Below are 23,357 nucleotides of genomic sequence, written 5' to 3' on the forward strand. Positions count from 1 at the left end.
CTATTTTAATGTTTTAATATAGGAAAGTAAATCAGCTACCTGCTTGTCTGAATAGCTGTCGATCAGCCCTTTGACCATAAAAGAGCGACCGCCGAGGAAACTCTGGCTTTTGATCGCCGCCGCTTCCACAAAAACCTTGGCGCCGCCCATGAATGCGAGCGTAGTACCCTGGTTATCGCGGTTCACGAGATAGCCTTCCACACTGGTTCCATCCTTCTTATTTACCCGATATACTGCATAACCCGACTCCACAGCCGCATCGGGATCGAGGATTGCGGTAAGCAGCGCCTCGTTTTCGCGGTTCGCCGATCCGTCCAGCGCGGGCGCAATATTCTGGCCTTTGCTACCTACCTGGTGACACGCGAGGCAAGTCTGGAACAATACCTTCCCGGCCTCCGCATTCCCGCCGTTCTTCTCCGCCACGGTCATATATTTCGTCAGCTTACCTTTGAACTCTTTCTTCTTTTCCTCGTCGCGTTTCTTCACACCTTCCATAATCGCGACGCTTCGTTTGTCATTTTTGTTAGCATTCAAAATGCGCTCGGCCGCTGGAAGATCGAAGGCGGACAGGTCGAGCAGTTTCTTTTCGTGCATCGAAACCAGCAACTCTGCGCCCTGGCTGGAAGCCGACAGGATCGAGGCGAGTTCTGTTTTTTCATTCTGGTTCAATTCAGGTACCCATTTCAGCGAAGCCTGCTTGCCTGCGGCGGGGTCGGTTTTGGATAAACTGTTCAATGCGGCTGCGCGAATATCGAAGCTCATTTTCTTGTCCTGCACGACCTTCGCAAATACGGGCTGGTTCTGCTTTGGACTTACTTCCATGGCTTTCAAGGCGAGGCGCAAAGTATTGTCAGGCAGCTGGTCGCTGATCATACCGGCCACTGCTGCGCTCGATTGCTCGATCTTAAACCGGCCGATCGCGTCGAGTGCCAGGTCTTTATCCGTTTGCGTATTGCTGGTGAGTAAAGTTTTCACCGGAGCGGCCAGTATCGCAGCCATTTCCGGTGATTGTACCTGCGATTGGTTCTGCAAAGCGAACGTAATGTACGTTTTCGCATTCGCCGGATCAGCGGTCAACTGCTTCATAGTCTCGTTAATGTCGCTGTTTTTGAGCATTCCCGCCATACTCACAAAAGTAGATTCATCCAGTACCGACATTTCTGCCTTTGGCCAAAATTTAAGGAACGCAGTTTCGCGCTGACCTTCCGGTAAAGCCTGTACCGCCCAAAGCATATTGACAGCCGGCACATTGGCCGCCGCTGGCGAATTGATAAATTCCTGTAATGCCGCCGGAGATTGTTCCAATGCTTTTCTTGCCAAAAACCTTTCAAAACGCCGCTCGTAACTGCCGCCCATTGCATTGCCGGGCAATTCGGGTTTTGATGCTTTCACGAGAATTTCAATGACACTCTGATCCGCATTACCCGCGTCGGTGAGCGTCCGGAGCACCTGCGAGCGCACTGCCGGATTTTTGTCTTCGATAAGATTTTTCGTTAATGCAGCAATCTCGGTCGGTTGCAATGAAAAGCTATTCAGCGAGCGGAGCGCCTCGCGGCGGATATCGGAGGAAGAAGCCTGCAAAAGTTTCGTTACCAGTGCAGCATCGTATTTTTTAATGCCTTCCAAAGACCATAACGCGTGAATGCGCGCGACGGGATCGGCCGCTTCGTCTGCCGCGATAGCGATCAGCTCGGGCGCGAGCTTCGAGGTTTCGGCAATAGGACGATCAGATATCTGGTGCCAGGCCGCGCGTTTCTGCCAGAGTGAAGGCGATTTAAGGTAACCCGTCAGGTCCTCAGTTTTTATTTTGTAAAAGTCAGGTACCTCGCGCGGCTGCTGACTCACGTGCCTGATCCGCCAAATGCGCCCGTGCGATTTATCACGATCCGGGTGGGTGGTAGGGAGCTCGTTATGAGATACGATTTTGTTATACCAGTCAGCAATATACAGACAGCCGTCGGGGCCAAACTCCATATTCACGGGCCTGAACCAATCATCTTCCGAGGTCAATAAGTCGGGTAAGTGGCTGGAAGTGACGGTACCATCTTCATTACGGACCATTTTCACCGCGTTGATCGAGCTGGTAATTGGATTTGCCAAAAAGGCTACATCCTTGTATTCAGCTGGAAAAGTGCCCGAAGCATCGTCGGGAAAAGCGGTACCCGAAATCCCCGTTCCGCCCACTCTGAAAGTGTGCAGCGGCGGCATAAATGGCTGGTAGGGACGCAAACGGTCATTTCCAATACCTGGAAAACCAACGCCCGGTTCGAGCTGCACGACCGAGTAGCCGAGGTCATTCGCCTCCGAACCATACCATTGTCCATTGTGCCGCAACTGGAAACCCCAGATATTATTGAGCCCCGAACTCACCAGCTCTACCTTTTTTCCATCCAGTGAAAACCGCGCGATCTTACTGAAATCGATCTTGGCTTTTGCGTCGCTTTTGAGCGAAGTTACCTCGCCTTTATTCAATCCGCCGTGACTGAAATGAATCCAGTCGCCCGGCCCGCGCACCAGCGTATGCGCCATGGTATGCGTATCAGTGAAGCCAAATCCGGTTAGCAGCGGGTCGCGTTCGTCAGCTTTTCCGTCGCCGTTTTTATCATCCAAAAAGAACATTTCTGAACCTTGCGCCACATACACACCCGATTTGTAAGGCAGGATGCTCATCGGGATCGTCAGTCCGTCCGCCCAGATCGTGGCTTTCGCCGGTGTCTTTTTATAGAGGTCAGAAATGACGATTATCTTGTCGTTACCCTTTGTTTTTCCCTGATACAGGTCGAGAATGCGCCTGAAACTGGGGTGTGTTTTCTGCTCTTCCTGGTTGTCCATCAGCCGCAGCAGGTCGTTCCACTGGATATCGGCGATAGGGTCGAGCGGGTACATTCTGGCCGTTTGGGTCCAGAGCCGACCCGCGTCGTCGAAGGTCAGGTCCACGGGGTTGACAATACTGTCACGCTCGCTGGCAACCAGCTCGATCACAAAACCGGGGGCAAGCTTGAAGCCGGCCAGCTCCTGTTCGGGCGTGTTTACTTTGGTCCGTACCGATTGCGTTTTATCTTTTTTCTGCGCTTGACTGCTGTCGGGCAGGCAAAGCGCTATTATAACCGCGAATGCCGCAGTGAATTTTTGTAGCCTCATAAATAAATGGATTTGCTGTTACCGGATCAAATGTTTTTACAGCTCGGTGAGCACCAGGTCGCGAAATTCGACCTGGGCTACTCCGCCGCTGTGTATTTGCACTGCTATCACTCCCTTTTGAGGCATTTTCTGGTCTGTTTCCATATAGTCGCAGGTCTTTACGCCATTGATATACAGCTCGTGCCGGTTGCCTTTGCAGCGGATCATGTACGTGTTCCAGTCGTTTTCTTTCAAAACGTGGCTAAGCGTTTTCAGGTCGCCGCCGATCAGTTTGCCGCGACGGTGCTCATCGTAAATATCGCCCCAATAGCCCGTACCGATATCTGCCTGATACCCCACCATTTTACCACCCTCAACTACCGATCTGTACTGAATACCACTGTTGATCATGCCCGTTTTTGCATCGCCGGTGAGCCGGAAAAGGCATCGGAATTCGAAATCGCCGTATTCTTTGGTTGTAAAAAGGTATCTGTTCGCATCGATCTTGTTTTTGCCGTCGCCGCTTTTCAGGGAGCTGTCGGCCGCTGTCCAAAGCTTCATTTCAGCGGGTTCGATCGTTTTCCATCCCGTCAGGGTTTTTCCGTCAAAAAGAGAAACCGTTTTCGGAGCTGACTGACCGGATACATTCCAGCAAATGCAGGCAAATACGATTTGCAGCAGCAGTGTTTTATTTTTAAATAAGCTCATTTTTAAAAATTTAATTTGTTGTTACCACTTTGGATGCTGCACCAATGTGCCGCCAGACTTGTCTATCTCGGATTGCGGGATCGGGAAAAAGTCATGCTTTCCGTCCACATATTTGAAGAAATTGCCTCCCCACTGCGGGTTTATCTTCGTATCGTTCTGCCAGCGGTCCTTCGATCTTAAAAAGCTCCCTGCAATACCCCACCTGCGCAGATCGAATGCAATTTTACCCTCGAAAGTAAATTCAACCCTTCTTTCGTGACGGATCGCCTCGAAAACCTGCGCTTTGTTCAGGCTGGTAGCCAGCGCCGGCATATTCACCGACGGACGCGCCCGGACCTGATTAATATAAGGTACCGCCGCGGCCGGACTACCCGTTTCATTTAAAACCTCAGCATACATAAGCAGTACCTCGGCGTAGCGGTACAATGCGAAATTTGCAGAGGTATGCCATGGATAATTCTGCTCTATCTCAGCGCCGGTTTTCCCGGAGATCACCCATTTTTTCAAAGCAAAGCCGGTTCCGTTCACTACGTCTTTAAAAATCTGCCCTTCGAAATTGTCGCCTTTGCGAAAGATCGAATAGTTGAGGCGCGGATCTTCCTTGGGTGTTTTTTCATATTCATTCACCAGATCCTGGGTCGGTCGGATCCAGCCCCAGCCTCCGCCGGGCACATATCCCTCTCCGTTTGGCGCACTGTACGTGGTGGAGAAGTTACCCAGGTTTTTACCCGTATTCGCCTTGTATTGTATTTCAAAAATGGATTCACTGTGGTTTTCAACCGAACCGTCGAACAATGCGGAATAGGAATTCAGTAGTTCGAATTTGCCCGAGTTGATCACGGTTTCCAGGAGCGGCTTGGCCTGCGCCCATTTTTTCTCCCACAAATAAAGCTCTGCCAATACCGTTTTGGCCGCATAGGAAGTGGCGCGGCCCAAGTTTGCATCGTCGTAAGTATCGGGCAGGGTGGAAGCTTCGAGCAGGTCTTTTTCAGCCTGGTCAAACAGCTCCTGCTGCGTTGATTTCGGTATCAGTAAATCGTCGATACCCAGCGTTTTGGTTACCAATGGCGCGTCACCGTACATTTTGGCAAGGCGCAGCATCCACCAGCCACGCAGAAAATATGCTTCCTTGATCAGCCGGCCTTTCAGGGCTTCGTCCATTTCGATCCCGGGGATTTTTTCCATGGCCTGATTGGAGCGGTAGATACCTTCGTAGATCTGAAACCACTGATTGGACAATTCCCCGTTATTGGGCTGCAATGTATATTGGTAGATCTGGTTCCAGGCCACACCGTCGGGATGAGGCTCGGCGTCGGAACTTTGAATATCTCCCCACATATCCATTCCCGTTGTATTGCTGGTACTTCCGCCGGTATGGTAGGCCAGAATTGCATTATAGCAAGCCACCACAGCCGCATTTGCATCATCGGCGGTGGTATAAAATCCGTCCTGCGACACCGAGCCGATCGGTTCCAGGTTCAGTTTGTCGTTGCAGCCGCCCGCCAGCACAGCCAGCAGCGCGATCGTAAAAGTTAGTTTTTTCATTCGTATAAATTGGATACGTAGCTGATATTGATTTTTTTAAAAACCGAGGTTCAATCCCATGTAAAGTGAGCGCGCAATAGGGTAGGAGGTTGCTGGCGTTTCGGGGTCAAAACCTGGGTATTTGGTGAATGTGAGCAGATTTTGTCCGGCAATAAAAAGTCTGATCTTGCCTAATCCCGCCTTTTTGATCGCCTCGCCTGAAAAGTCGTAACCCAGCTGTACATTCTGAATGCGGATGTAATCCTGACTTCTCACCCAAAAATCCGAAGAGCGGGAATTGTTGTTCGGATCACCACCGATAATCCGCGGCACATAGTTGCTCGTTCCCGGCCCGGTCCAGCGATCGGCCCACATGATATTCGTCGATTCTGCTGCGCGCGCGGCTGCAAACCCGCTGGCGAAGATGTTCTGGTATCTTCCAAAATCTCCGGTCACCGAAAGGGCAAGGTCGAAGTTTTTGTAGCGTGCGCTGCCATTGAAACCAATGATCTGCTTCGCCAGGAAATCGCCGATATAGGTCCGGTCTTTGTCATCTATAACATTGTCTCCATTCAAATCCTTGAACTTAATATCACCGGGCTGCGCGTTGGGCTGCAAGGGTGAGGCCGCGATTTCGTCGGTGGTCTGGAAGATACCGTTGTGCACATAACCGTAAAATGAGTTGATCCCGTGACCTTGCGAAGTGCGCGTTTCAACACCGCCCTGGCCGCCGCCCGCCTGGATAATGTCCAGCCCCTTGTCCAGTTTGGTCACCTCGTTTTTATTGATCGTGATATTGAAACCCAGGTTGTAAGTGAAATTCTGGTCAAATGCGCTGCCACGGTAATCGACTGTAAATTCCATCCCGCTGTTACGCACGCTGCCTATGTTCTGGTAAGGATAGGTGGCCAGTCCCGAAATGCTCGGAAGCGGCACTCGAACGAGTACGTCGGAAGTTCGGCGGTCGTAATAATCGATGATAAAGCCCAGCCTGTCCTGGAAAAGGTTGAATTCGAGTCCGGCGCCGGTCGTTGTTGTTTTTTCCCAGGATATATTGCGGTTGGCCAGGGCAGTCGGGCCTGCTCCTGAAACTACATTTTGAGAAGAACCAAAATTGTAGAAAAGACTGTAATCGATCAGCGACTGGTAAGGGTAGATCCCCACATCCTGATTGCCGAGTACGCCATAACCCGCCCGGAGCTTCACGTAGCTGACGGGCCCAAGTTTTCCTGATATGAATTCTTCATTTGAAAGCACCCAGCCGGCTGATACAGAAGGGAATATCCCCGTCCGGTTGCTCTTTTCAAAGCGGGAGGACTGGTCGATCCGGATGCTCGAAGACAGCAGGTATTTTTCTTTAAATGCATAATTAAGACGTCCGAGATAAGATTGCAATGCCCATTCCGTGTAGTTGCCGCGCGCCAGATCGTTGGAAGTGGCGGCGTCCAATACTTGCAGGTTCTCATCATTTCTGCTGAATGTATTCCTGAATGCCCGCACAAATTCATACCGCTCATTCTGGAAAGTATAACCCGCCATCAGATCCACGTGGTGATTGGTGCCGAACGTTTTGCCATAGGTCAGGATGTTATCGATAATGTAGTTTTTCGTGCTGTTCACCTGCCTGTTCAGCGTAGCGATCCCGTTGGAATTACCCAGTCCGAAGTTGTAGGAAGGCACGAAGTTCTTGATATCCAGATTGATATATTCGGCCCCGATACTGGTTTTGAATTTCAGCCCCGGAACGATCTCATATTCAGCATACAGATTACCCAATAAGCCAAGTCTGTTATCGACGTTTGTCCGCTCGAATGCGTACACCAGCGGCGCGGTCATGGTAGTCGGCTGACCTGCGCGGTCGGCGATTCCGTAGCTTCCGTCGGGATTGTAAGGCAGCACATTCGGGGCGTAGATAAGCGCCGCATTCACGGCACCCTGCGGGTCGCCTTGCTTCAATGCGCCGTAACTGAACCCGAAGCTGCTTCCGATTTTCAGTCCTTTCAGTGGCTGAATGTCATTATTTACACGAAAGTTAGCGCGACTGTATCTGGAATTAAGTACAATACCGTCGCCTTTGTAGTAGCTCATCGTGATCGCGTGCAGGTTCTTTTCCGTACCGCCGCTGAAAGAAAGCGAGTAATTCTGTTTTCCTCCCGTGCGAAAGATTTCGTCCTGCCAGTTAGTACCTTTTCCGAGTGAAGCCGGATCAGCATAAGGCGCTTCTTTGCCCTGATTGACATAAAAATCATTCACCATCGCACCATAAGTAGCCGCGTCCACGGTACCAATTTTGTTGATCGGCCGGTCGAAGCTGTACATGGATTGAAAGCTGATCACTTCCTTGCCAATAGCCCCTCTTTTGGTAGTGACCAACACTACACCATTCGCGCCGCGCGAACCGTAGATGGCCGCCGAAGAAGCGTCTTTCAGTACGGTTACCGATTCAATACTGTTCGGGTCGAGGTCGGTCAGGCCGCCGCTTGTGATAATACCGTCGACTACCACCAGCGGGGAAGCACTTGCTCCGAAACTGCCCATTCCACGGATCCGGATCTCGGCACCTGCACCGGGGCCGCCGTTCGTCTGGCGTACATTCAAGCCCGCTACTTTTCCCTGCAATGCTTGCGCCAGGTTCGGTACCGCTTGATTTTCAGTTTGTTTGCTCGATACCAATCCCACCGCGCCGGTCAGGTCCGTTTTCTTGATCGTACCATATCCGATTACGACTACTTCGCTCAGCGCCTTGATATCACCCAGCAGCTGCACGTTCACTTCCGTGCGGCTGCCTGCCACTATTTCCTGACTGATATAACCTACGAAGCTGAAAATCAGCGTGGTATTTTCGTCACTCACATCCAGACTATACCTTCCCTGAGCGTCGGTAGTGGTACCGCTTTGCGTACCTTTCAGCAGTACGCTCACCCCTGGAAGACCGTCGCCCCGATCGTCAGACACCTTTCCCGCGATGGTATGCAGTACTTTGACTTTCACAGCCGGAATCAGCAGGCTTTCTTCCTTCGCCCGGACTTCTTTTCTGATCACAATGCTTTTGTTGAATATCTTGTAGGACAGCGGCAAGTCTTTCAGCAGCTGGTTCATAGTCTGATCAATAGACGCATTTCTGATATTCAGACTGACTTTTAATCCTTTCGGAATATCGAGTTTATCGTATAGGAACAGGTATTCTGTCTGCTTTTCAATAGCAGTGAGCGCGACTTCCAGCGGAACGTTTTTCTCGTTCAGCGAAATTTTCTGACTAAATCCATTGGCCGCTACCTGAGATAACGTCGCCACCAGCAGAAACGTGATTAGTTTCATTGTCAAGATCAGTCTGGGAGGCACGGATATGATGCTGCATCCCCCTTTCTGTGGTAAAAGGTTTAATTGCATATATTTGTAAGGTTTAGATATACTGTAATAGACTTTGTCACAAAGGTTTTTTCGCACGATCTGGACTTTCCGGGAAGATGTTCGCAGCATCTTCCCTTTTTTGATGTCCGGCAGCGCAGGTGGAGCAATTACGAAGGTGCTTTTCTCTTGGCTTTCATAGTTTTTAGATTTAGGAATAGAATAAATCACTATTAACGATATACTGTATACGCAGCATTGCTATCACATCTTTACAACCACTTTATTCTGCTCTACCCTGGCGTTCACTCCGGCATACCTGAGCATATTCAGCAGTTCGGAGATATTTACGTTTCTGGAAACCTTGCCGGTAAACTGCCGCTTTGGAATTTTACCCTCATAGTTCACATCGATGTCGTACCACCGGGCCGCCTGCCGCATAATCTCCTGAATACCAGAATCTTTAAAGTAGAATAAGCCATTTTTCCAGGCAATTTCCCGATCAATATCAACCGCGGCTGTCTGGATTGCACCGTTGGCCGAAATCGTCGCCTGCTGGCCGGGTGTGAGCTTTTTCGAACCTTTTTTATTCCGCAATTTCACCGAACCTTCAACAAGCGTAGTCTTCGATGCACTTTCGTCCCGGTAAGCCATGATATTGAAGCTGGTACCCAGTACTTCTACCTCCGAAGTGCCGAATCTGACTCTAAATGGTCTTTTCCTGTCTTTCGTTACCTCAAAATAGGCTTCACCCGATATCTCGACTGTGCGGTTATTGTTCGCGAAAACCGTCGGGAAGCGGATCGAGGAAGATGCATTCAGCCACACTTTACTTCCGTCGTGGAGGGTAACCTGGTATTGCCCGCCTTTGGGTGTGGAAAGTCTATTGCTCTGATTATTAGTTTCTTGTAAATTTTCCGAAACTGCGACCCGAAGTTTTCCGTCGCCGGTTTTCGTGAAACTGGCTGCGCCGTGACTGCCCAGCAGCCCGTTGGCGGCACTGTCAAGCGGAATTTGACGACCGTCTGACAAAGAGAGCATTGCCCTGTTGCCACCGGGTGGAATGTCAGTGACCTGCCGCCCGGTGACCGAAACCTCCGGGACTTTTTCGGGCCGGTTTTTCAGCCAGTAAAGCGAAAATCCGGCGATGATCAGCAGTGAAGCTGCTGCATAGCGCAGCCACCGCATCGGACGTACTTTTTCTTGTTCCTCCTCTTCCTCGCGCTGGTTTTCAGCTGTTTGTAAAATGGAGTGGAGCATTTTGCCGCTCTCTTCTTCCGAAAATTCCTTTTCATCCGGATGCAAACTTTCCCAGGCGTTTCTAATCAGCGCGGCGAGCGTCTCGTCGTTTTCTGACATCCTGATCAGGTGCATCAGCTCATTCGTTTCCGGATCCGTTGCCAGCCCGGAATAGTATCGACTGAATAGCAGCGCCAGCCTGGAAGAGGATGTTTCCATACTAAAAAGCATTTAGGATTTGTAAGAAAGCGTTCTTGTATCTAAGACAGGAAAAATTGAATAAAAGGGGGTATTGTCCTGCAAATATTTTTAAAATAAAAACATAGAGCAGATAAATATGCTCACAATCAGCTTTTTACGAACATAAGAAGTGATTGACTCGGACGAGATCTGCAAATATCTTTTCACAGTTTCCCGGGACAGGCTGAGGCGCGCGGCTATTTCTGTGTACTTCAATCGCTCGTGGCGGCTCATTAAATAAACCTGTCGCTGTTGGGGCGGAAGGCGGTCGATCGCTTCGTCGAGCAGGAGGTATTGGGTACTTTCCTCGTAATTGTCCTCAGTAGCGAAATCCTGATTATCGTCCAGCTCGCTGGTCAGTTCGTTTTCCAGTGCGTTCCTTTTCAGGCAGTTGAGTGCATGGTTTTTAGATATTACGTACAAATACCCTTTGAAATTACGGACAGAGAAGAGCTCCTCGCGGTTTATCCAGATCTTTAAAAATATATCCTGCACCACTTCCTGTGCCAGTTCGTGTGACCTGGTAATGCGGAATAAGTGGGAGCCGAGCCGGTTGTGGTATTTGTTGAAAATGGTACTGAAAGCTTTTTCATCCCCCCGCGCAACCAGCAGAAGCAACTCACTGTCTTCGTCTATGATGGGTAAGTCAGACATATTGAAGCAGATAAACCAATGGGACTATACTCTGCAAACGCACAATAATGGAAATTCTACTAGAACAAATGTAATTTATTTAATGGTTTTGTAACCAGACATTAAGTTTAATCCCCGAATTGCTTTTGTGAAAGAACTGCCGCTGGTGAGGCAGGCTACTTTCAATATACCATGGAAAACTGGAAAGCAATTGCATTCTTACTAGCTGCTGGGCAGGGGTTTATTTTGAGCCTGTCACTGATCGTGCGGGGGGCGAGAGGTCCGAAAGCCAGTTTTTTCCTTGGGTTAATCCTTTTTGTCCTTTCGCAGGAGCTGCTGAATGCGTGGGGGATGCAGGTGCGTTACCACCAGCAAGCCGGCGCGTTTCGTTTCTGGAACTATCAGAGTTATCTGGTGCTGCCTCTTGCGCTGTGGTTTTTCGCGCGGCTTACCACCTTGCCCGATTATCACTTCAAAAAAAAATACTGGCTATTCTTTCTTCCCATTGCCGCGGAGATCGGTTTTCGCTGTTTCTGGCAGGCATATGCCAGCTCCTTGCAACTGAAGCGGACATCTTTGCTCGATAATAATTTCTGGTTTTTATGGACTGAAATACTGCCAATAGTCGGGATGATTCTTGTTTTATGGATCTACGCAAAGAAGCTTTCGCGGTTCCGTATTGCCTGGCAGAGGCAGCTGGCCAGGTTGAAACCGATTCAATACCTGCGTTTATATGGGTTATTTGGCTTTATGATTTTGCTGACTGTGCTCTGGTTCTCGGGTGTGATATTAGCTTGGCCGATTTTCTCGTGGGTGAATTTTCTGCTCACAGTGTGCCTGTTTGGAATGGGTTATCTAGGCTACCTGAACCCCGACTTTTTTATCCTGCCCACACTTCAGGCACCAAAATCAACTGAGAAACCTGAGTTTTTTCAGTACAATGATCTGGCCGAATTGCAGCGGCTGCACGCCGCTTTCACAACCGACGCGCTGCATACCCGATCGCGCCTTACGCTCGAAGATGTCGCTGCGCATTTGAATTTGCCTGCCCGTTACGTGTCGTACCTGGTGAATACGCATTGCGCTTCCAATTTTACCAGTTTCGTAAATGGGTTCCGGGTGAACGAGGTGATATGCAAACTGGGGGATCCGAAAGAGCAGCATAAGACCGTACTGGCGCTGGCTTTTGAGGCGGGTTTTAATTCGAAATCTACTTTCAATCAGGTATTTCGTCAGCGTACCGGTAAGTCGCCTTCACAGTACCTGCCGGCTCAGAAGTAGCTGTCCGGAAACGCGATTCTGGACGTCCCAAAATGCATTGCAGGGCGCTTTAAGCGTTTTTGTGCGCTTTTTTTGTGTTTTGGTCAAACACTAATGCTTTCGAAAATGAATGCAAAATTTGCGCTGCTGCTAATTATTTTATGGACTTCTTCCACTGTTAGTAAATCTCAGGTTCCTTCTGAAAAGAAGCGCTGGTTTGAAATCCAAGTAAATAAAAATGTGGAGCTGCTGGGCTTCGTTTATTTCCTTGGCTACGAAGGCGCGCAGGCCGAAACGAGCGATTATTCGCCCCGCACGAAAGCGCGTTATGCATACGGACTGGATTTGTATCGCCAATATAAAGCTTTCGAAAACAGCAAAAATCTGGCCGTCGCGATCGGTTTTGCGCAGGATATCTGGCTGGATTATTTCATTAATCTCCTTGTTCAGCTCGACGATTTTCCTAATGCGAAGCTGCGAGACGATATTGATCCCACCTATTATCTCCGGTTTTCTTCAAAAAAAGATACAACAGAAGCGAAAACGAATGCAGTAGCTTTTATTGACGCGATGAACGGGTTATGGCGGGAAGTTGATTTTGACACTTACCTTACACAAAACCAACCGAAATACGCGAATGCGATAGCACAGGTAAAAAGCGGCTTGCCTGACAGCAGCTTCATACCGACCATGGAAAAGTTTTACCAGGCTCACCTTGACGCTTACAAGCTGGTTCCAAGCCTTACTATCCCGCCGGGAATGGGTTTCGGGGTCAAATACGGGGCGCAGGATAAGACCTTTGCTTTCCATGTTTTTGGCGCATTTCACATCCCAAATTTTAAAGATTCGCTAACACTTGATATGGGTTTCAACGATCAAAAACATCTCCTGGAACTTAGTACACATGAATTCGGGCATTCATTTGTGAACCCGGTGGTCGATGAGCTTCCGGGAAATATGTTTTCCGAAACGGAAAGTCTTTTTGAGCCAATTAAAAAAGTAATGTCCAACCAGGGCTATACAGCCTGGAAAGCCTGCGTTTACGAACATTTCGTTCGTGCAGGGGAGATCATTATTTCCCAAAATAGGGGTAATGCAGGTGATACGCAACGATTGCGGACGCATTATGAACAAGACCGGAAGTTCATTTACCTGCCACTTATACTGGAAGAATTTTCGAAATATAACAAATCGGCCAGCATAAGTTACAGGCAAGCTGTCCGCGCCGCGATGGCGGGGCTGATCGACGAGGCTCGAAAAAAATAGGCCCAAAGTCGAAACTTATACTACTCAGTAAATTGTCGGTTTCATTCTAATTTCAACTCTCCTGTTGAACCTACGGTTGCGCTCGCTGTCGTTTGGCGCGACTGGCATTGTGCTGCCAAATGCTTTGCTTTTGATCCGGGATGGGGAAACATTCCTGGAAATAAGATATTGCCTGATCACACTTGCCCGATCGACGGACAGAACATAGTTTTTATCCGCATCGCCGACATTGTCGGTGTGGCCGGCCAATTCGATTTGAAGATCCTCGTGCCTGATCATATAATCAACGACCTGTTCCAGTTCCGGGCGCGACCTGCCGGCCATGTTTGTATTGCTTTGGATGAAATACAATGTTGATGTAATATCCTCCCGAAGTACGGGTCTGGTAAATTCTGAGTTGGTATTAGCCTCCGTATTTTCTGCAACCTTCTCATTTCCAGCTGCTTTCGGCGTCAGATAAAACACTTCGGTAGCATTGATCTCGTCGGCAAGAATGGATTCATTCAATGTCTCATAACCCGGAGCATAAATGGAAAATGTGGTGGTATCTGTGACTGGAATTTTGTATTGATAATTATTGTCCTGAATGAGCGGCACAATCTGCTTTCCCGCATTCTGGCTTACGATGAGAATGTTAGCGTTGATTGGTCTGAAAGTTTCCCTATCCAAAACCCGGATCGTGACTTTCGACCTGGAAGCCGCAGTTTTTTTACTTTGTTGCTCCTGACATAAAGCAGTTGCACAGGTGGCGAGAAACAGAATTGTAGCTAAAACAGGCGTTTTCATAGCATCTCATATTTAAGCTGTTAACAGATCATATCTCGATTAATTGTAAAGATTACTAATATATGGAAGTTACTGGTTAAAGACTAAGACGGCAAAGATGCCCGTCTTAATTTTGCAAAAACAAATTTTGATAACCGGTATTTTCAAATAGCTTTGTCGAAACTTTAGGGGTGTCCCGATATGCGGACTGAGATAATACCCTTTGAACCTGATGCAGTTAGTACTGCCGAAGGGAAAAGTAAGAGATACTGCTATTGTATCTCAATGAATCTTTCCATAAGGTCCATTCCTGAAGTTTTTCTCACAAAACGTTTTTCAGAATGGAAATTACCGTCAACGATCAATCCCGAGAAATTCCCGAAGCATATTCGGTGCAGCAACTTTTGTCCGGCCTTTTCCCGGATACTTCCACAGGTATTGCTGTCGCGATCAACCAATCTGTGCTCGCAAGATCAGAATGGGAGCGACACTTGCTCCAACCCAACGACCGCATTACGCTGATCAAAGCCACACAGGGCGGCTAACAGTCACTTTTCCAACTCCCGACTTCAATTATTCACCGGTGAGTACCGTCTTCCCGGCGGTATTTACCTCAATCCTGTATCCTGATGAAAATCGAAAAAACTCCTGAGAGCAGCGTGATCACGAGAACACCTTTTCCTGCCTCCCGGAAAATATACGTGCCTGGAAAGCTGCACAATATCTCTGTCGCAATGCGTGAAGTGTCTCTTCACGATACTAAAATCCACGGGCGAAACGGAGCTGCCGAGCCCAATGCGCCCGTCACTATTTACGATACCAGCGGCCCGTTTACAGATCCTGATCTGGAAATCGATGTAAAAAAAGGGTTGCCGCAATTGCGTTCGGAATGGATCAGAGCGCGGCAGGATGTGGAGCAGCTGGATATGATCTCATCGCAATATGGACAGCAAAGGTTGTCGGACAGCAAGCTCGATGAACTGCGTTTTGCGCATATCAGCAAGCCACTCCGTGCCAAGCCGGGACAGAACGTTTCGCAGCTGCATTATGCTAAAAAGGGGATTATTACGGCGGAAATGGAGTACATCGCAATTCGTGAAAATCAGCGCATTGAGCAGCATATCGGCGAATTGAATGGGAAAGCAAATGCACTGTCGCACCAGCACGCCGGTCATAGCTTTGGCGCAAATACCCCTAAAACATTCATTACGCCCGAATTTGTACGGCAGGAAGTGGCGGCCGGGCGGGCAGTAATTCCCGTTAATATCAATCACCCCGAAAGCGAGCCGATGATTATCGGGCGGAATTTCCTTGTCAAGATCAATGCCAATATCGGTAACTCGGCGGTTTCGTCGAGCATTGAAGAGGAAGTAGAGAAGGCGGTTTGGGCTTGTCGCTGGGGCGCAGATACGATCATGGATTTGTCGACCGGCAAGAATATCCATGAAACGCGCGAGTGGATCATCCGTAACTCGCCGGTGCCGATCGGTACCGTGCCGATTTATCAGGCTTTGGAAAAAGTGAATGGCAAAGCCGAAGACCTGACGTGGGAACTGTTTCGCGACACGCTGATCGAGCAGGCGGAGCAGGGTGTGGATTACTTCACAATTCACGCGGGGGTTTTGCTGAGATACATTCCGCTCACTGCCAAAAGGCTCACTGGAATTGTGTCGCGCGGCGGCTCGATCATGGCGAAATGGTGTCTGGCGCATCACAAAGAGAACTTTCTGTACACGCATTTCGAGGATATCTGCGAGATTATGAAAGCCTATGATGTGGCGTTTTCGTTGGGCGACGGACTGAGACCGGGCTGCATTGCGGACGCAAATGATGCCGCGCAGTTTTCGGAACTGGAAACGCTAGGCGAGCTCACGAAAATCGCCTGGAAACACGATGTACAGACTATTATCGAAGGTCCGGGGCACGTGCCGATGCATTTGATCAAGGAGAATATGGAAAAGCAGCTGGAACATTGCCAGGAAGCGCCGTTCTATACTCTAGGGCCGCTTACTACGGACATTGCGCCTGGTTATGACCACATTACGTCGGCGATCGGTGCTGCGATGATCGGCTGGTTCGGTACTGCAATGCTTTGCTATGTTACTCCAAAGGAGCATTTAGGATTGCCGAATAAAAAGGATGTGAAAGACGGCGTGATCACGTACAAGATCGCGGCCCACGCGGCCGACCTCGCCAAAGGACACCCCGGCGCGCAATACCGCGACAATGCATTGAGCAAAGCCAGGTTCGAGTTTCGGTGGGAAGACCAGTTCAACCTATCGCTCGATCCGGACACTGCGCGGGAATTTCACGATGAAACTTTACCTGGGGAAGGAGCCAAGATCGCGCACTTCTGTTCCATGTGCGGACCCAATTTCTGTTCGATGAAAATTACGCAGGATGTGCGCGACTATGCCGAGGAAAACGGGCTCATGGAAGAGTCGGCGCTGGTGGAAGGTATGCAGGAAAAGGCGCGTGAGTTTGCGGATAGAGGCAGTGAAATTTATCTATAACTAAATGAAAATCATTATTATATCCCGTCCTGACTTCTTTCCAGGCGAGGGGAATGCAATCAACCGGCTTTTTCAGGATGGAATGGTAAATCTGCATTTGCGGAAGCCGGAGTGTTCAAGAGAAGACTTGTGTGAGTTGATCAAGTCCATTGATCCGGACTATCACAGCAGGCTTTCGTTGCACCAGCACCACGATCTCGCAGCGGAATTTGGTATAAAAGGATTGCATTTTCCCGAAAAGCAGCGTGAAGCAACCGGTGAGGAGATTTGGCGAGATCTGGTCGCAAAAGGTTACCGGCTCAGCACTTCTATTCATGACCTGGCGGAGCTGGAAAGATTATCCGATGCATTCAGCTACACCTTTTTCGGGCCGGTTTTCGATAGTATTTCAAAAGCAGGTTACAAAGGTGTCTTGGATGAAGATTTCGTTTTAGCAAAAAATAGAAACGCACCGAAAGTGATCGCACTGGGCGGGATCAATGCATCTAATATTCAAAAAATCCAAGGAATGAACTTCGATGGAGCGGCTCTGCTTGGCGCAGTCTGGCAAGAAAATCAATCATTAAAATCAATTGAATCAATTAAATCAATTGATCCAATTGATTCATTTAATCTGGGAACCGGGGGCTTAAGCCCCCGGCAATTGATTGGGGCTGAGCTGCGCCAGCAGTTTCCTGCTGCAATTGAGACAAGCCCGGAGCAATTTATTGCAAAAGGGCAAAGCCCAAAAAAATCAATTGCCGGCGGCTTCAGCCGCCGGATAACAAGAGATGGAAGGCTGCAATTTGTGTCAAATGAGAATGGTGAAATTTCTCATGTTCAGAGCATTTTATTGGCATTGGAGGCTGGTTGTAAATGGATTCAGCTGCGGGTGAAAGGCAGGCCGGAAGATGAGGTTTTAGAACTGGCGGAAAAGGCTAAGTTTCTGTGTGACAGCTTTGATGCAAAACTAATCATCAATGATTTTCCTCATGTAGCGAAAAGTGTAAATGCTTACGGTTTGCATCTGGGGCTGGATGATATGCCTTTGCGCGAAGCCCGGAAAATTGTGGGCGAGGAAATGATCCTCGGTGGCACTGCCAATACACTGCAACACGTAATTCAGCGAATTGAAGAAGGCGCTGATTATGTGGGTCTGGGACCGTATCGTTTCACGACGACCAAGCAAAATCTCAGCCCGATCCTTGGTTTGGAAGGTTACCAGCGCATTTTACATGAACTCTCTTTACGTAAGTGCTACATTCCGATCATCGCGATCGGCGGCATTCGACAAGAAGATATTGCAGGTTTGAAAGCGGCGGGCTTGTATGGCGTGGCGATGTCTTCGGCATTGATTAACTCAGAAAATACAAAGAAAACAATACAGAATATCCAGCAAATACTATGTTAACGATAGCAGATAAAATATTCACTTCCAGGCTGTTCACCGGCACGGGTAAGTTTAGTTCTTCGGTTTTGATGGAAAAAGCATTGGTTGCTTCCGGCTCGGAGCTGGTGACGGTGGCACTCAGGCGTGTCGATATGCAGGATCGGCAGGATGATCTTTTGCTGCATTTAAATCATCCCCAAATTATTTTACTACCTAATACTTCCGGCGTCAGGAATGCTAAGGAGGCGGTTTTTGCTGCGCAGCTTGCGCGGGAGGCACTGGAAACGAACTGGCTCAAACTGGAAATTCACCCGGATCCCAAATACCTGATGCCCGACCCTATTGAAACCCTGAAAGCAACGGAGGAACTGGCCAGGCTGGGCTTTGTGATATTGCCCTACATTCACGCAGATCCGGTTTTGTGTAAACGACTGGAAGAGGCAGGCGCGGCCGCAGTGATGCCGCTTGGGTCGCCGATTGGCAGTAATAAGGGGTTGAAAACGATCGATTTTCTGGAAATTATCATCGAGCAAAGTAAGGTACCTGTGATCGTCGACGCAGGAATCGGTGCGCCTTCCGACGCTGCAAAGGCTATGGAAATCGGTGCCGATGCGGTGCTGGTCAATACCGCCATTGCAGTCGCAGGTGATCCGGTGGCGATGGCGATCGCATTCAAAATGGCCGTCGAGGCCGGGAGAATGGCATTTGAAGCGAAGCTGGGTGACCAGAAAAACAGGGCAGTCGCGAGCAGCCCCTTAACCGCGTTTTTAGATGAGCTTTAAGGAGATATTCGAGCAGCATAAGTGGGACGAGGTGAAAGAAAGCATTTACCAAAAAACCGCCGCTGACGTGGAAAATGCGCTATTTAAACAAAAGCGAACACTGGAAGATTTCAAAGCGCTGATATCCCCGGCTGCCGCTGCCTATCTCGAACCGATGGCGCAGCTAAGTCAGAAAGTGACGCAAAAGCGGTTTGGTAAAACCGTCCAGATGTATATCCCGCTGTATTTGTCCAATGAATGCACGAATATCTGTACTTATTGCGGTTTTAGTCTGGATAATAAGGTGCGCAGACGCACGCTGAGCGAAGACGAGATTTTGCAAGAAATTGCTGTGATCAAAGCGCTGGGTTATGATCACGTTTTGCTGGTAACCGGCGAAGCGAACCAGACGGTTCATGTTGATTATTTTAAAAAAGTGCTGAAACTGATCCGGCCGCATTTTTCGATGATTTCCCTGGAAGTGCAGCCACTGGATACCGATGAATATGAGGAGCTTATCCCGCTTGGGTTGAACACAGTGCTGGTTTATCAGGAAACTTATCACCAGGAAGATTATAGAAAACATCACCCGAAAGGGAAAAAGTCAAACTTCAATTACCGCCTGGAAACGCCCGACCGGTTGGGAAAAGCCGGTATTCACAAAATGGGCCTGGGTGTGCTGATCGGCCTCGAAGATTGGAGAACGGACAGTTTTTTTACCGCATTGCACCTCGACTATCTTGAAAAAACCTACTGGCAAACGCGTTACAGTCTCTCATTTCCCCGATTACGCCCTTTCTCGGGAGGTTTGGAACCTAAAGTAGAGATGACCGACAGGGAATTGGTACAACTTATTTGCGCCTATCGCATTATGAATGAGGAGGTTGAGCTCTCGCTTTCTACACGGGAATCTGAAAAGTTCAGAGATCATTGCATTGCATTGGGAATCACTTCTATCAGTGCGGGCAGCAAAACCAACCCCGGCGGCTATGCGGTTGCTCCCGAGTCGCTGGAACAGTTTGAAATATCGGACGAGAGGACGCCCGCACAGATTGCGCAACTGATCAGAAGCAAGGGTTATGAGCCGGTTTGGAAGGATTGGGACAGGTTTATGTGAAATTTTCAAAAACTAGCTTAACACCTAAAATGGCAATTGATATGATTCAACCATTGAAAACCACAATTCAGACCTAATACCATTTTACCTGATGTGCCCATTTGAGATATTTGACATACAAAATAACACCTATTAGCTACGTCAAATAAACCACTTTCAAATGAGAACATCTATTAGCCATGATTATTTCGCTGACCAGCGTCAGCCCAATGAATTCCAGGGATCGAATGCAATCGTAGTGTACCACCTGGGAAGAGCCTTGTCCGTTGCGGGCCGCGATGTCGCGTACCTTGAAGGCGTGGGCAACTATACTTTTGTATGTACGAAATCCAACCGCTACCTCGTGGCCAAATGCCTCAAAACGGTTCAGGAAGTATTGGGCGGCGACTTTGTGCGGGTCCACAAATCGTATTCTGTCAACCGCTACCATATCAGGCAGCGCTGGTTTGACAACATCCAGTTGCACTGCGGCAAAAACATTCCGATCGCCCGCAGGCGCCTGAGCAGCACACACGAGGCACTCTCGGCTGCGGCTATTTCCCCATCCAGTTTTTAAAATCGTTCACCCGCTCCCTGCTCACGATCGCTTCTTTTTCGAAGGCAGGCTTGAGTGTCAGAGCCAGGCGGTTATTGTAGTAAGGCTGCATTTGAGTAACCGCCTGGTGGGTAACGATAATCCCTCTGTTGATGCGGAAAAAGCGGGCAGGGTCAAGAAATTCATCGAGTTCTTCCATTTTGTAGTCGACCACGAATTTCTGACCCTGGTGGTTTTTGAAAAAACACAAACCTTCATCAATGTAGAAAAAAGCGATTTCGGAAGTTTCCACCGAAAGCATGCGCGCTCCTTGTTTCACGAGGAAGCGCTTTCTGTATTCCACCGGCGCCTGGTGCAGCTTTCTTAATATCGTTTCAATGTCGGTCGGGAGCGCGGAAGGAGAGGGGGCTAAGCGGGCGCTCGTGAGGTCGTAGTATTTGTTTATACTTCTTAATAAATCCTCCTTTTGAACCGGTTTAAGCAGATAATCGACACTTTTTACCTTGAATGCCTGCAATGCATATTCATCATAAGAAGTGGTGAAAATGACCGTGCTTTTGATCTCGATCCGGTTGAATATTTCAAAGCTCTGCCCGTCGGCCAGTTCGATATCCAGGAAAATAATATCCGGCTCGCTTTCTCCGGCCGCACGGTTTTCGCTGATCCATTCCACCGTCGCTTCAATGCTCGGCGTGGCGCCTTTGATCACAAAATCCGGCGCTACTTCTTCCAACAGCTTGGTCAATTTCCGGACAGCGAGTTTCTCATCCTCGACAATTAAGATATTCATTGGTTCTCTGATTTGGCGGTAAGTAAGGGAAGTTGGACTATGAAGAAGTCGGGACCGGCATCGATCGCGGGCTGATTTTCTGAAAGCAATTCATACTTGGCTTTGATATTGGCGAGACCGAGCCGGGTCGACATGACCGGTGTCGACTTCTCCAAAAGGTTATTTTTTACTTCCAGCAGATTTTTCCCGAGCGAGCGGATCTCGATATAAAGTGGTTTTTTTTCCAAAATAGTATTGTGTTTCACCGCATTCTCAACCAAAAGCTGCAAAGTGAGCGGCGGAATGAACTTCTCCATATCCGCTTCGTCAATGTCGATGATCAGTTCCAGCCCTTTGTCATGCCGGGTTCTTAAAAGGTGGTAGTAGGATTTGATAAAAAGCACTTCGGTAGCCAGCGTAGTCAGTTCTTCCTGATTGGTTTGCAGGAGATACCGGTATACTTTCGCCATTTCATCCACAAATTGCTCGGCCCGCTCAGGTTCGTCGACGATCAATGCGGAAAGGGTATTTAAGCTATTGAACAAAAAATGGGGACTTACCTGACTTTTTAAACTTTGCAACTGCCCCTGCAACCCCGCCTTTTTAATCGCTTCCTTATTGGTTTTAATCTCTTTCCATTTGGCCAGCGAGTAATTGACCTCATACAGACAGGTAAGCAAAATGACCGCCCCGAGCTCAAAAAGATACACGTTTACCATTTTGCCGGCGTCGAGCTGTGCATTTAAGGGGCGGTAATAAATGATCAGCGCACCATAAACGGTAATGTAAATTCCCGTCAGGACCAGGAACGCCAAAGCGGTGTAAGCCGCCCGCATGAGCGATGAGTTGAACGACGGAAACCGGCGCGTGATGTACTGCGCGGCCCAATCGTGAGGTATAAATGCCAGCGTTGTCATCACCAGCACCATGAATGTCCCTTTCAAAAAATTAGAAACGCTGGCGAGGTAAGGCGGACCAATCAGCAGGTAACTGATCGTTGGGACAAACCAGGGTACCAGCAATACAAACATCCACCGGCCGAACAAACTCAGCCAGATCAGCCGCCCCAGACTACTGAAATTCAACGTAGCTTTCATGTGTAGACCAAAGGCAGGGTGACTATGAAAAAACCGCCTTCTTCCCGTACCTGAATGGTGCCCGCCTGGTTGAAAAGCAACTTGTAACGCGACATCAGGGTAGCGAGGCCGGCATTTCCGAAAGGAATACCGACCACGCGTTTTTGTATATTATTAAAAACTTCCAGCTGCCCCGTCGGCGTGGTTTTGATCGTGATACGCAGCGGAGTGGAGGTAGAAACGATGTTATGCCGGATTGCATTGTCGAGCAAACTTTGCAGTGCCAGCGGCGCCAGCTGGCCGGAAATATAAACGTCGGCGATCTGCAACTGCACATGAATGCCGCTCTCAAAACGCGTTTTCAGAAGATATATATAGGATTTGATAAAACGAACCTCGCTTTCCAGCGTCACCAAACTTTCCTCTTTTTCCGGTGCATTTACTTGCAGCAGGTACCGGTAAACCTGTGACATTTCATCAACAAATTTTTCGGCAACATCCGGCGATTCGTAAATCAATACCGAAAGTGAGTTGAGGCAATTGAAAAGAAAATGCGGGTTGACCTGTTGTTTTACTATTTCCAGCTCTGTTTGTAACTGCTTGTGTTCCAGTTGTTGCAGTTCGTGCTGGTTTGTTTTCCATTGTTCAAATGCAAAAAATAGCTCTGTGAGCCCGGCTGTGAGCAGCGAGCCGCCCAGTAGGGAAAGCGCCAGCCACGACGCTATGAATTTTTGAAACTGATAGCCAAAAATGTGAAGCCAGTGATAAAGCGCCAGACTGACGCTCAGCAGGAAAACATTCACCACCACATAAAGCCCAAACCAGACTGCAACCCGGTGGATCGATTGGTGCGTATCAGGGTATATCGTCGGGACAAGGCGCGAGCCGCTGAGATTGAGCAGATATGCGGTGAGGCAGAACAGTAGATTCAGCAGACTGCCGCCAACCAGCACAGCTGGATCGGAAAAATACCGGTTACCCCATAATGCAAATCCCCAAGCGGGAATGAGGCAAAGCAATAAGCCGCTTAATACAATGTAATGCAGCCGGTTGCGCCGGAGTGAATCCGAATATTTTTCAATAAGGCCAAACCGTCTGTTCATTCCCGGGCGCT

18 protein-coding genes and 1 riboswitch are annotated in these 23,357 nt (G+C 48.9%); of the genes, 8 read left to right on the plus strand and 10 right to left on the minus strand.

Translation table 11 applies throughout. The features are described 5' to 3' along the window. The 6 genes from KOD92_RS08660 to KOD92_RS08685 all read right to left on the minus strand — a co-directional run bounded on the left by KOD92_RS08660 (position 1) and on the right by KOD92_RS08685 (position 10,833). The gene (locus KOD92_RS08660) at positions 1-3,141 is read right to left on the minus strand and encodes a DUF7133 domain-containing protein (RefSeq protein ID WP_215233143.1); all 3,141 of its coding nucleotides are present in this window, start codon (positions 3,139-3,141) and stop codon (positions 1-3) included. A 36-nt stretch (positions 3,142-3,177) separates the two neighbouring features. Then, positions 3,178-3,828, minus strand: coding sequence for a 3-keto-disaccharide hydrolase (locus tag KOD92_RS08665; RefSeq protein WP_215233144.1), 651 nt, complete (start codon positions 3,826-3,828; stop codon positions 3,178-3,180). 21 nt (positions 3,829-3,849) lie between these two features. Next, the gene (locus KOD92_RS08670) at positions 3,850-5,373 is read right to left on the minus strand and encodes a RagB/SusD family nutrient uptake outer membrane protein (RefSeq protein WP_215233145.1); all 1,524 of its coding nucleotides are present in this window, start codon (positions 5,371-5,373) and stop codon (positions 3,850-3,852) included. 36 nt (positions 5,374-5,409) lie between these two features. Then, entirely contained in the window at positions 5,410-8,670 is a 3,261-nt protein-coding gene (locus tag KOD92_RS08675; protein WP_215233146.1) for a TonB-dependent receptor, read from the minus strand. A 294-nt stretch (positions 8,671-8,964) separates the two neighbouring features. Beyond that, positions 8,965-10,158: a FecR family protein gene (locus KOD92_RS08680; protein WP_215233147.1), complete on the minus strand. Its 1,194-nt coding sequence runs from the start codon at positions 10,156-10,158 to the stop codon at positions 8,965-8,967. Between the two features lie 90 nt (positions 10,159-10,248). Further along, positions 10,249-10,833, minus strand: coding sequence for an RNA polymerase sigma factor (locus tag KOD92_RS08685; protein WP_215233148.1), 585 nt, complete (start codon positions 10,831-10,833; stop codon positions 10,249-10,251). Between the two features lie 171 nt (positions 10,834-11,004). Between KOD92_RS08685 and KOD92_RS08690 the strand changes: the two genes are divergently transcribed. Both KOD92_RS08690 and KOD92_RS08695 read left to right on the plus strand, forming a co-directional pair. Beyond that, positions 11,005-12,093, plus strand: a complete 1,089-nt coding sequence (locus KOD92_RS08690; RefSeq protein ID WP_215233149.1) for a helix-turn-helix domain-containing protein — start codon at positions 11,005-11,007, stop codon at positions 12,091-12,093. Positions 12,094-12,198: 105 nt separating this feature from the next. Continuing rightward, positions 12,199-13,338 carry a DUF4932 domain-containing protein gene (locus tag KOD92_RS08695; RefSeq protein ID WP_215233150.1) on the plus strand — a complete coding sequence of 380 codons (1,140 nt, stop codon included), beginning with the start codon at positions 12,199-12,201 and terminating at the stop codon, positions 13,336-13,338. Between the two features lie 24 nt (positions 13,339-13,362). Here KOD92_RS08695 and KOD92_RS08700 read toward each other — a convergent pair whose 3' ends face one another. Next, positions 13,363-14,124 (minus strand): OmpA family protein, encoded by a 762-nt coding sequence (locus KOD92_RS08700; RefSeq protein WP_215233151.1) that lies wholly within the window; start codon positions 14,122-14,124, stop codon positions 13,363-13,365. Between the two features lie 156 nt (positions 14,125-14,280). Continuing rightward, positions 14,281-14,376: riboswitch (TPP riboswitch) on the plus strand. A 68-nt stretch (positions 14,377-14,444) separates the two neighbouring features. On the opposite strand from KOD92_RS08700, the gene thiS reads away from it, so the two are divergent. The 6 genes from thiS to KOD92_RS08730 all read left to right on the plus strand — a co-directional run bounded on the left by thiS (position 14,445) and on the right by KOD92_RS08730 (position 20,419). Beyond that, complete coding sequence (thiS, locus tag KOD92_RS08705) at positions 14,445-14,648, plus strand: sulfur carrier protein ThiS (protein ID WP_215233152.1); 204 nt, start codon at positions 14,445-14,447, stop codon at positions 14,646-14,648. 84 nt (positions 14,649-14,732) lie between these two features. Beyond that, positions 14,733-16,616, plus strand: coding sequence for a phosphomethylpyrimidine synthase ThiC (gene thiC, locus KOD92_RS08710; RefSeq protein WP_215233153.1), 1,884 nt, complete (start codon positions 14,733-14,735; stop codon positions 16,614-16,616). A gap of 4 nt (positions 16,617-16,620) precedes the next feature. After that, positions 16,621-18,006, plus strand: coding sequence for a thiamine phosphate synthase (locus KOD92_RS08715; protein ID WP_215233154.1), 1,386 nt, complete (start codon positions 16,621-16,623; stop codon positions 18,004-18,006). Further along, a complete protein-coding gene (locus KOD92_RS08720; protein WP_215233155.1) occupies positions 18,000-18,767 on the plus strand; it encodes a thiazole synthase in 768 nt (255 codons plus the stop codon). The genes KOD92_RS08715 and KOD92_RS08720 overlap by 7 nt, the downstream gene beginning before the upstream one ends. Next, a complete protein-coding gene (gene thiH, locus KOD92_RS08725; protein ID WP_215233156.1) occupies positions 18,757-19,863 on the plus strand; it encodes a 2-iminoacetate synthase ThiH in 1,107 nt (368 codons plus the stop codon). Before KOD92_RS08720 ends, thiH begins: the two co-directional genes overlap by 11 nt. 160 nt (positions 19,864-20,023) lie before the next feature. Further along, the gene (locus KOD92_RS08730) at positions 20,024-20,419 is read left to right on the plus strand and encodes a LytR/AlgR family response regulator transcription factor (RefSeq protein WP_215233157.1); all 396 of its coding nucleotides are present in this window, start codon (positions 20,024-20,026) and stop codon (positions 20,417-20,419) included. On the opposite strand, the gene KOD92_RS08735 is transcribed toward KOD92_RS08730, so the two are convergent. From KOD92_RS08735 to KOD92_RS08745, 3 genes are read right to left on the minus strand one after another with little or no spacing between them, the layout of a single operon-like run. Beyond that, positions 20,397-21,188: a LytR/AlgR family response regulator transcription factor gene (locus KOD92_RS08735; RefSeq protein ID WP_215233158.1), complete on the minus strand. Its 792-nt coding sequence runs from the start codon at positions 21,186-21,188 to the stop codon at positions 20,397-20,399. The two genes, KOD92_RS08730 and KOD92_RS08735, sit on opposite strands and share 23 nt — an antisense overlap. After that, positions 21,185-22,264 (minus strand): sensor histidine kinase, encoded by a 1,080-nt coding sequence (locus KOD92_RS08740; protein ID WP_215233159.1) that lies wholly within the window; start codon positions 22,262-22,264, stop codon positions 21,185-21,187. The genes KOD92_RS08735 and KOD92_RS08740 overlap by 4 nt, the downstream gene beginning before the upstream one ends. Beyond that, entirely contained in the window at positions 22,261-23,346 is a 1,086-nt protein-coding gene (locus KOD92_RS08745; protein WP_215233160.1) for a sensor histidine kinase, read from the minus strand. Before KOD92_RS08745 ends, KOD92_RS08740 begins: the two co-directional genes overlap by 4 nt. Positions 23,347-23,357 lie beyond the last annotated feature (11 nt).

The organism is Dyadobacter linearis (assembly GCF_907165045.1).
Taxonomy (GTDB): domain Bacteria; phylum Bacteroidota; class Bacteroidia; order Cytophagales; family Spirosomataceae; genus Dyadobacter; species Dyadobacter linearis.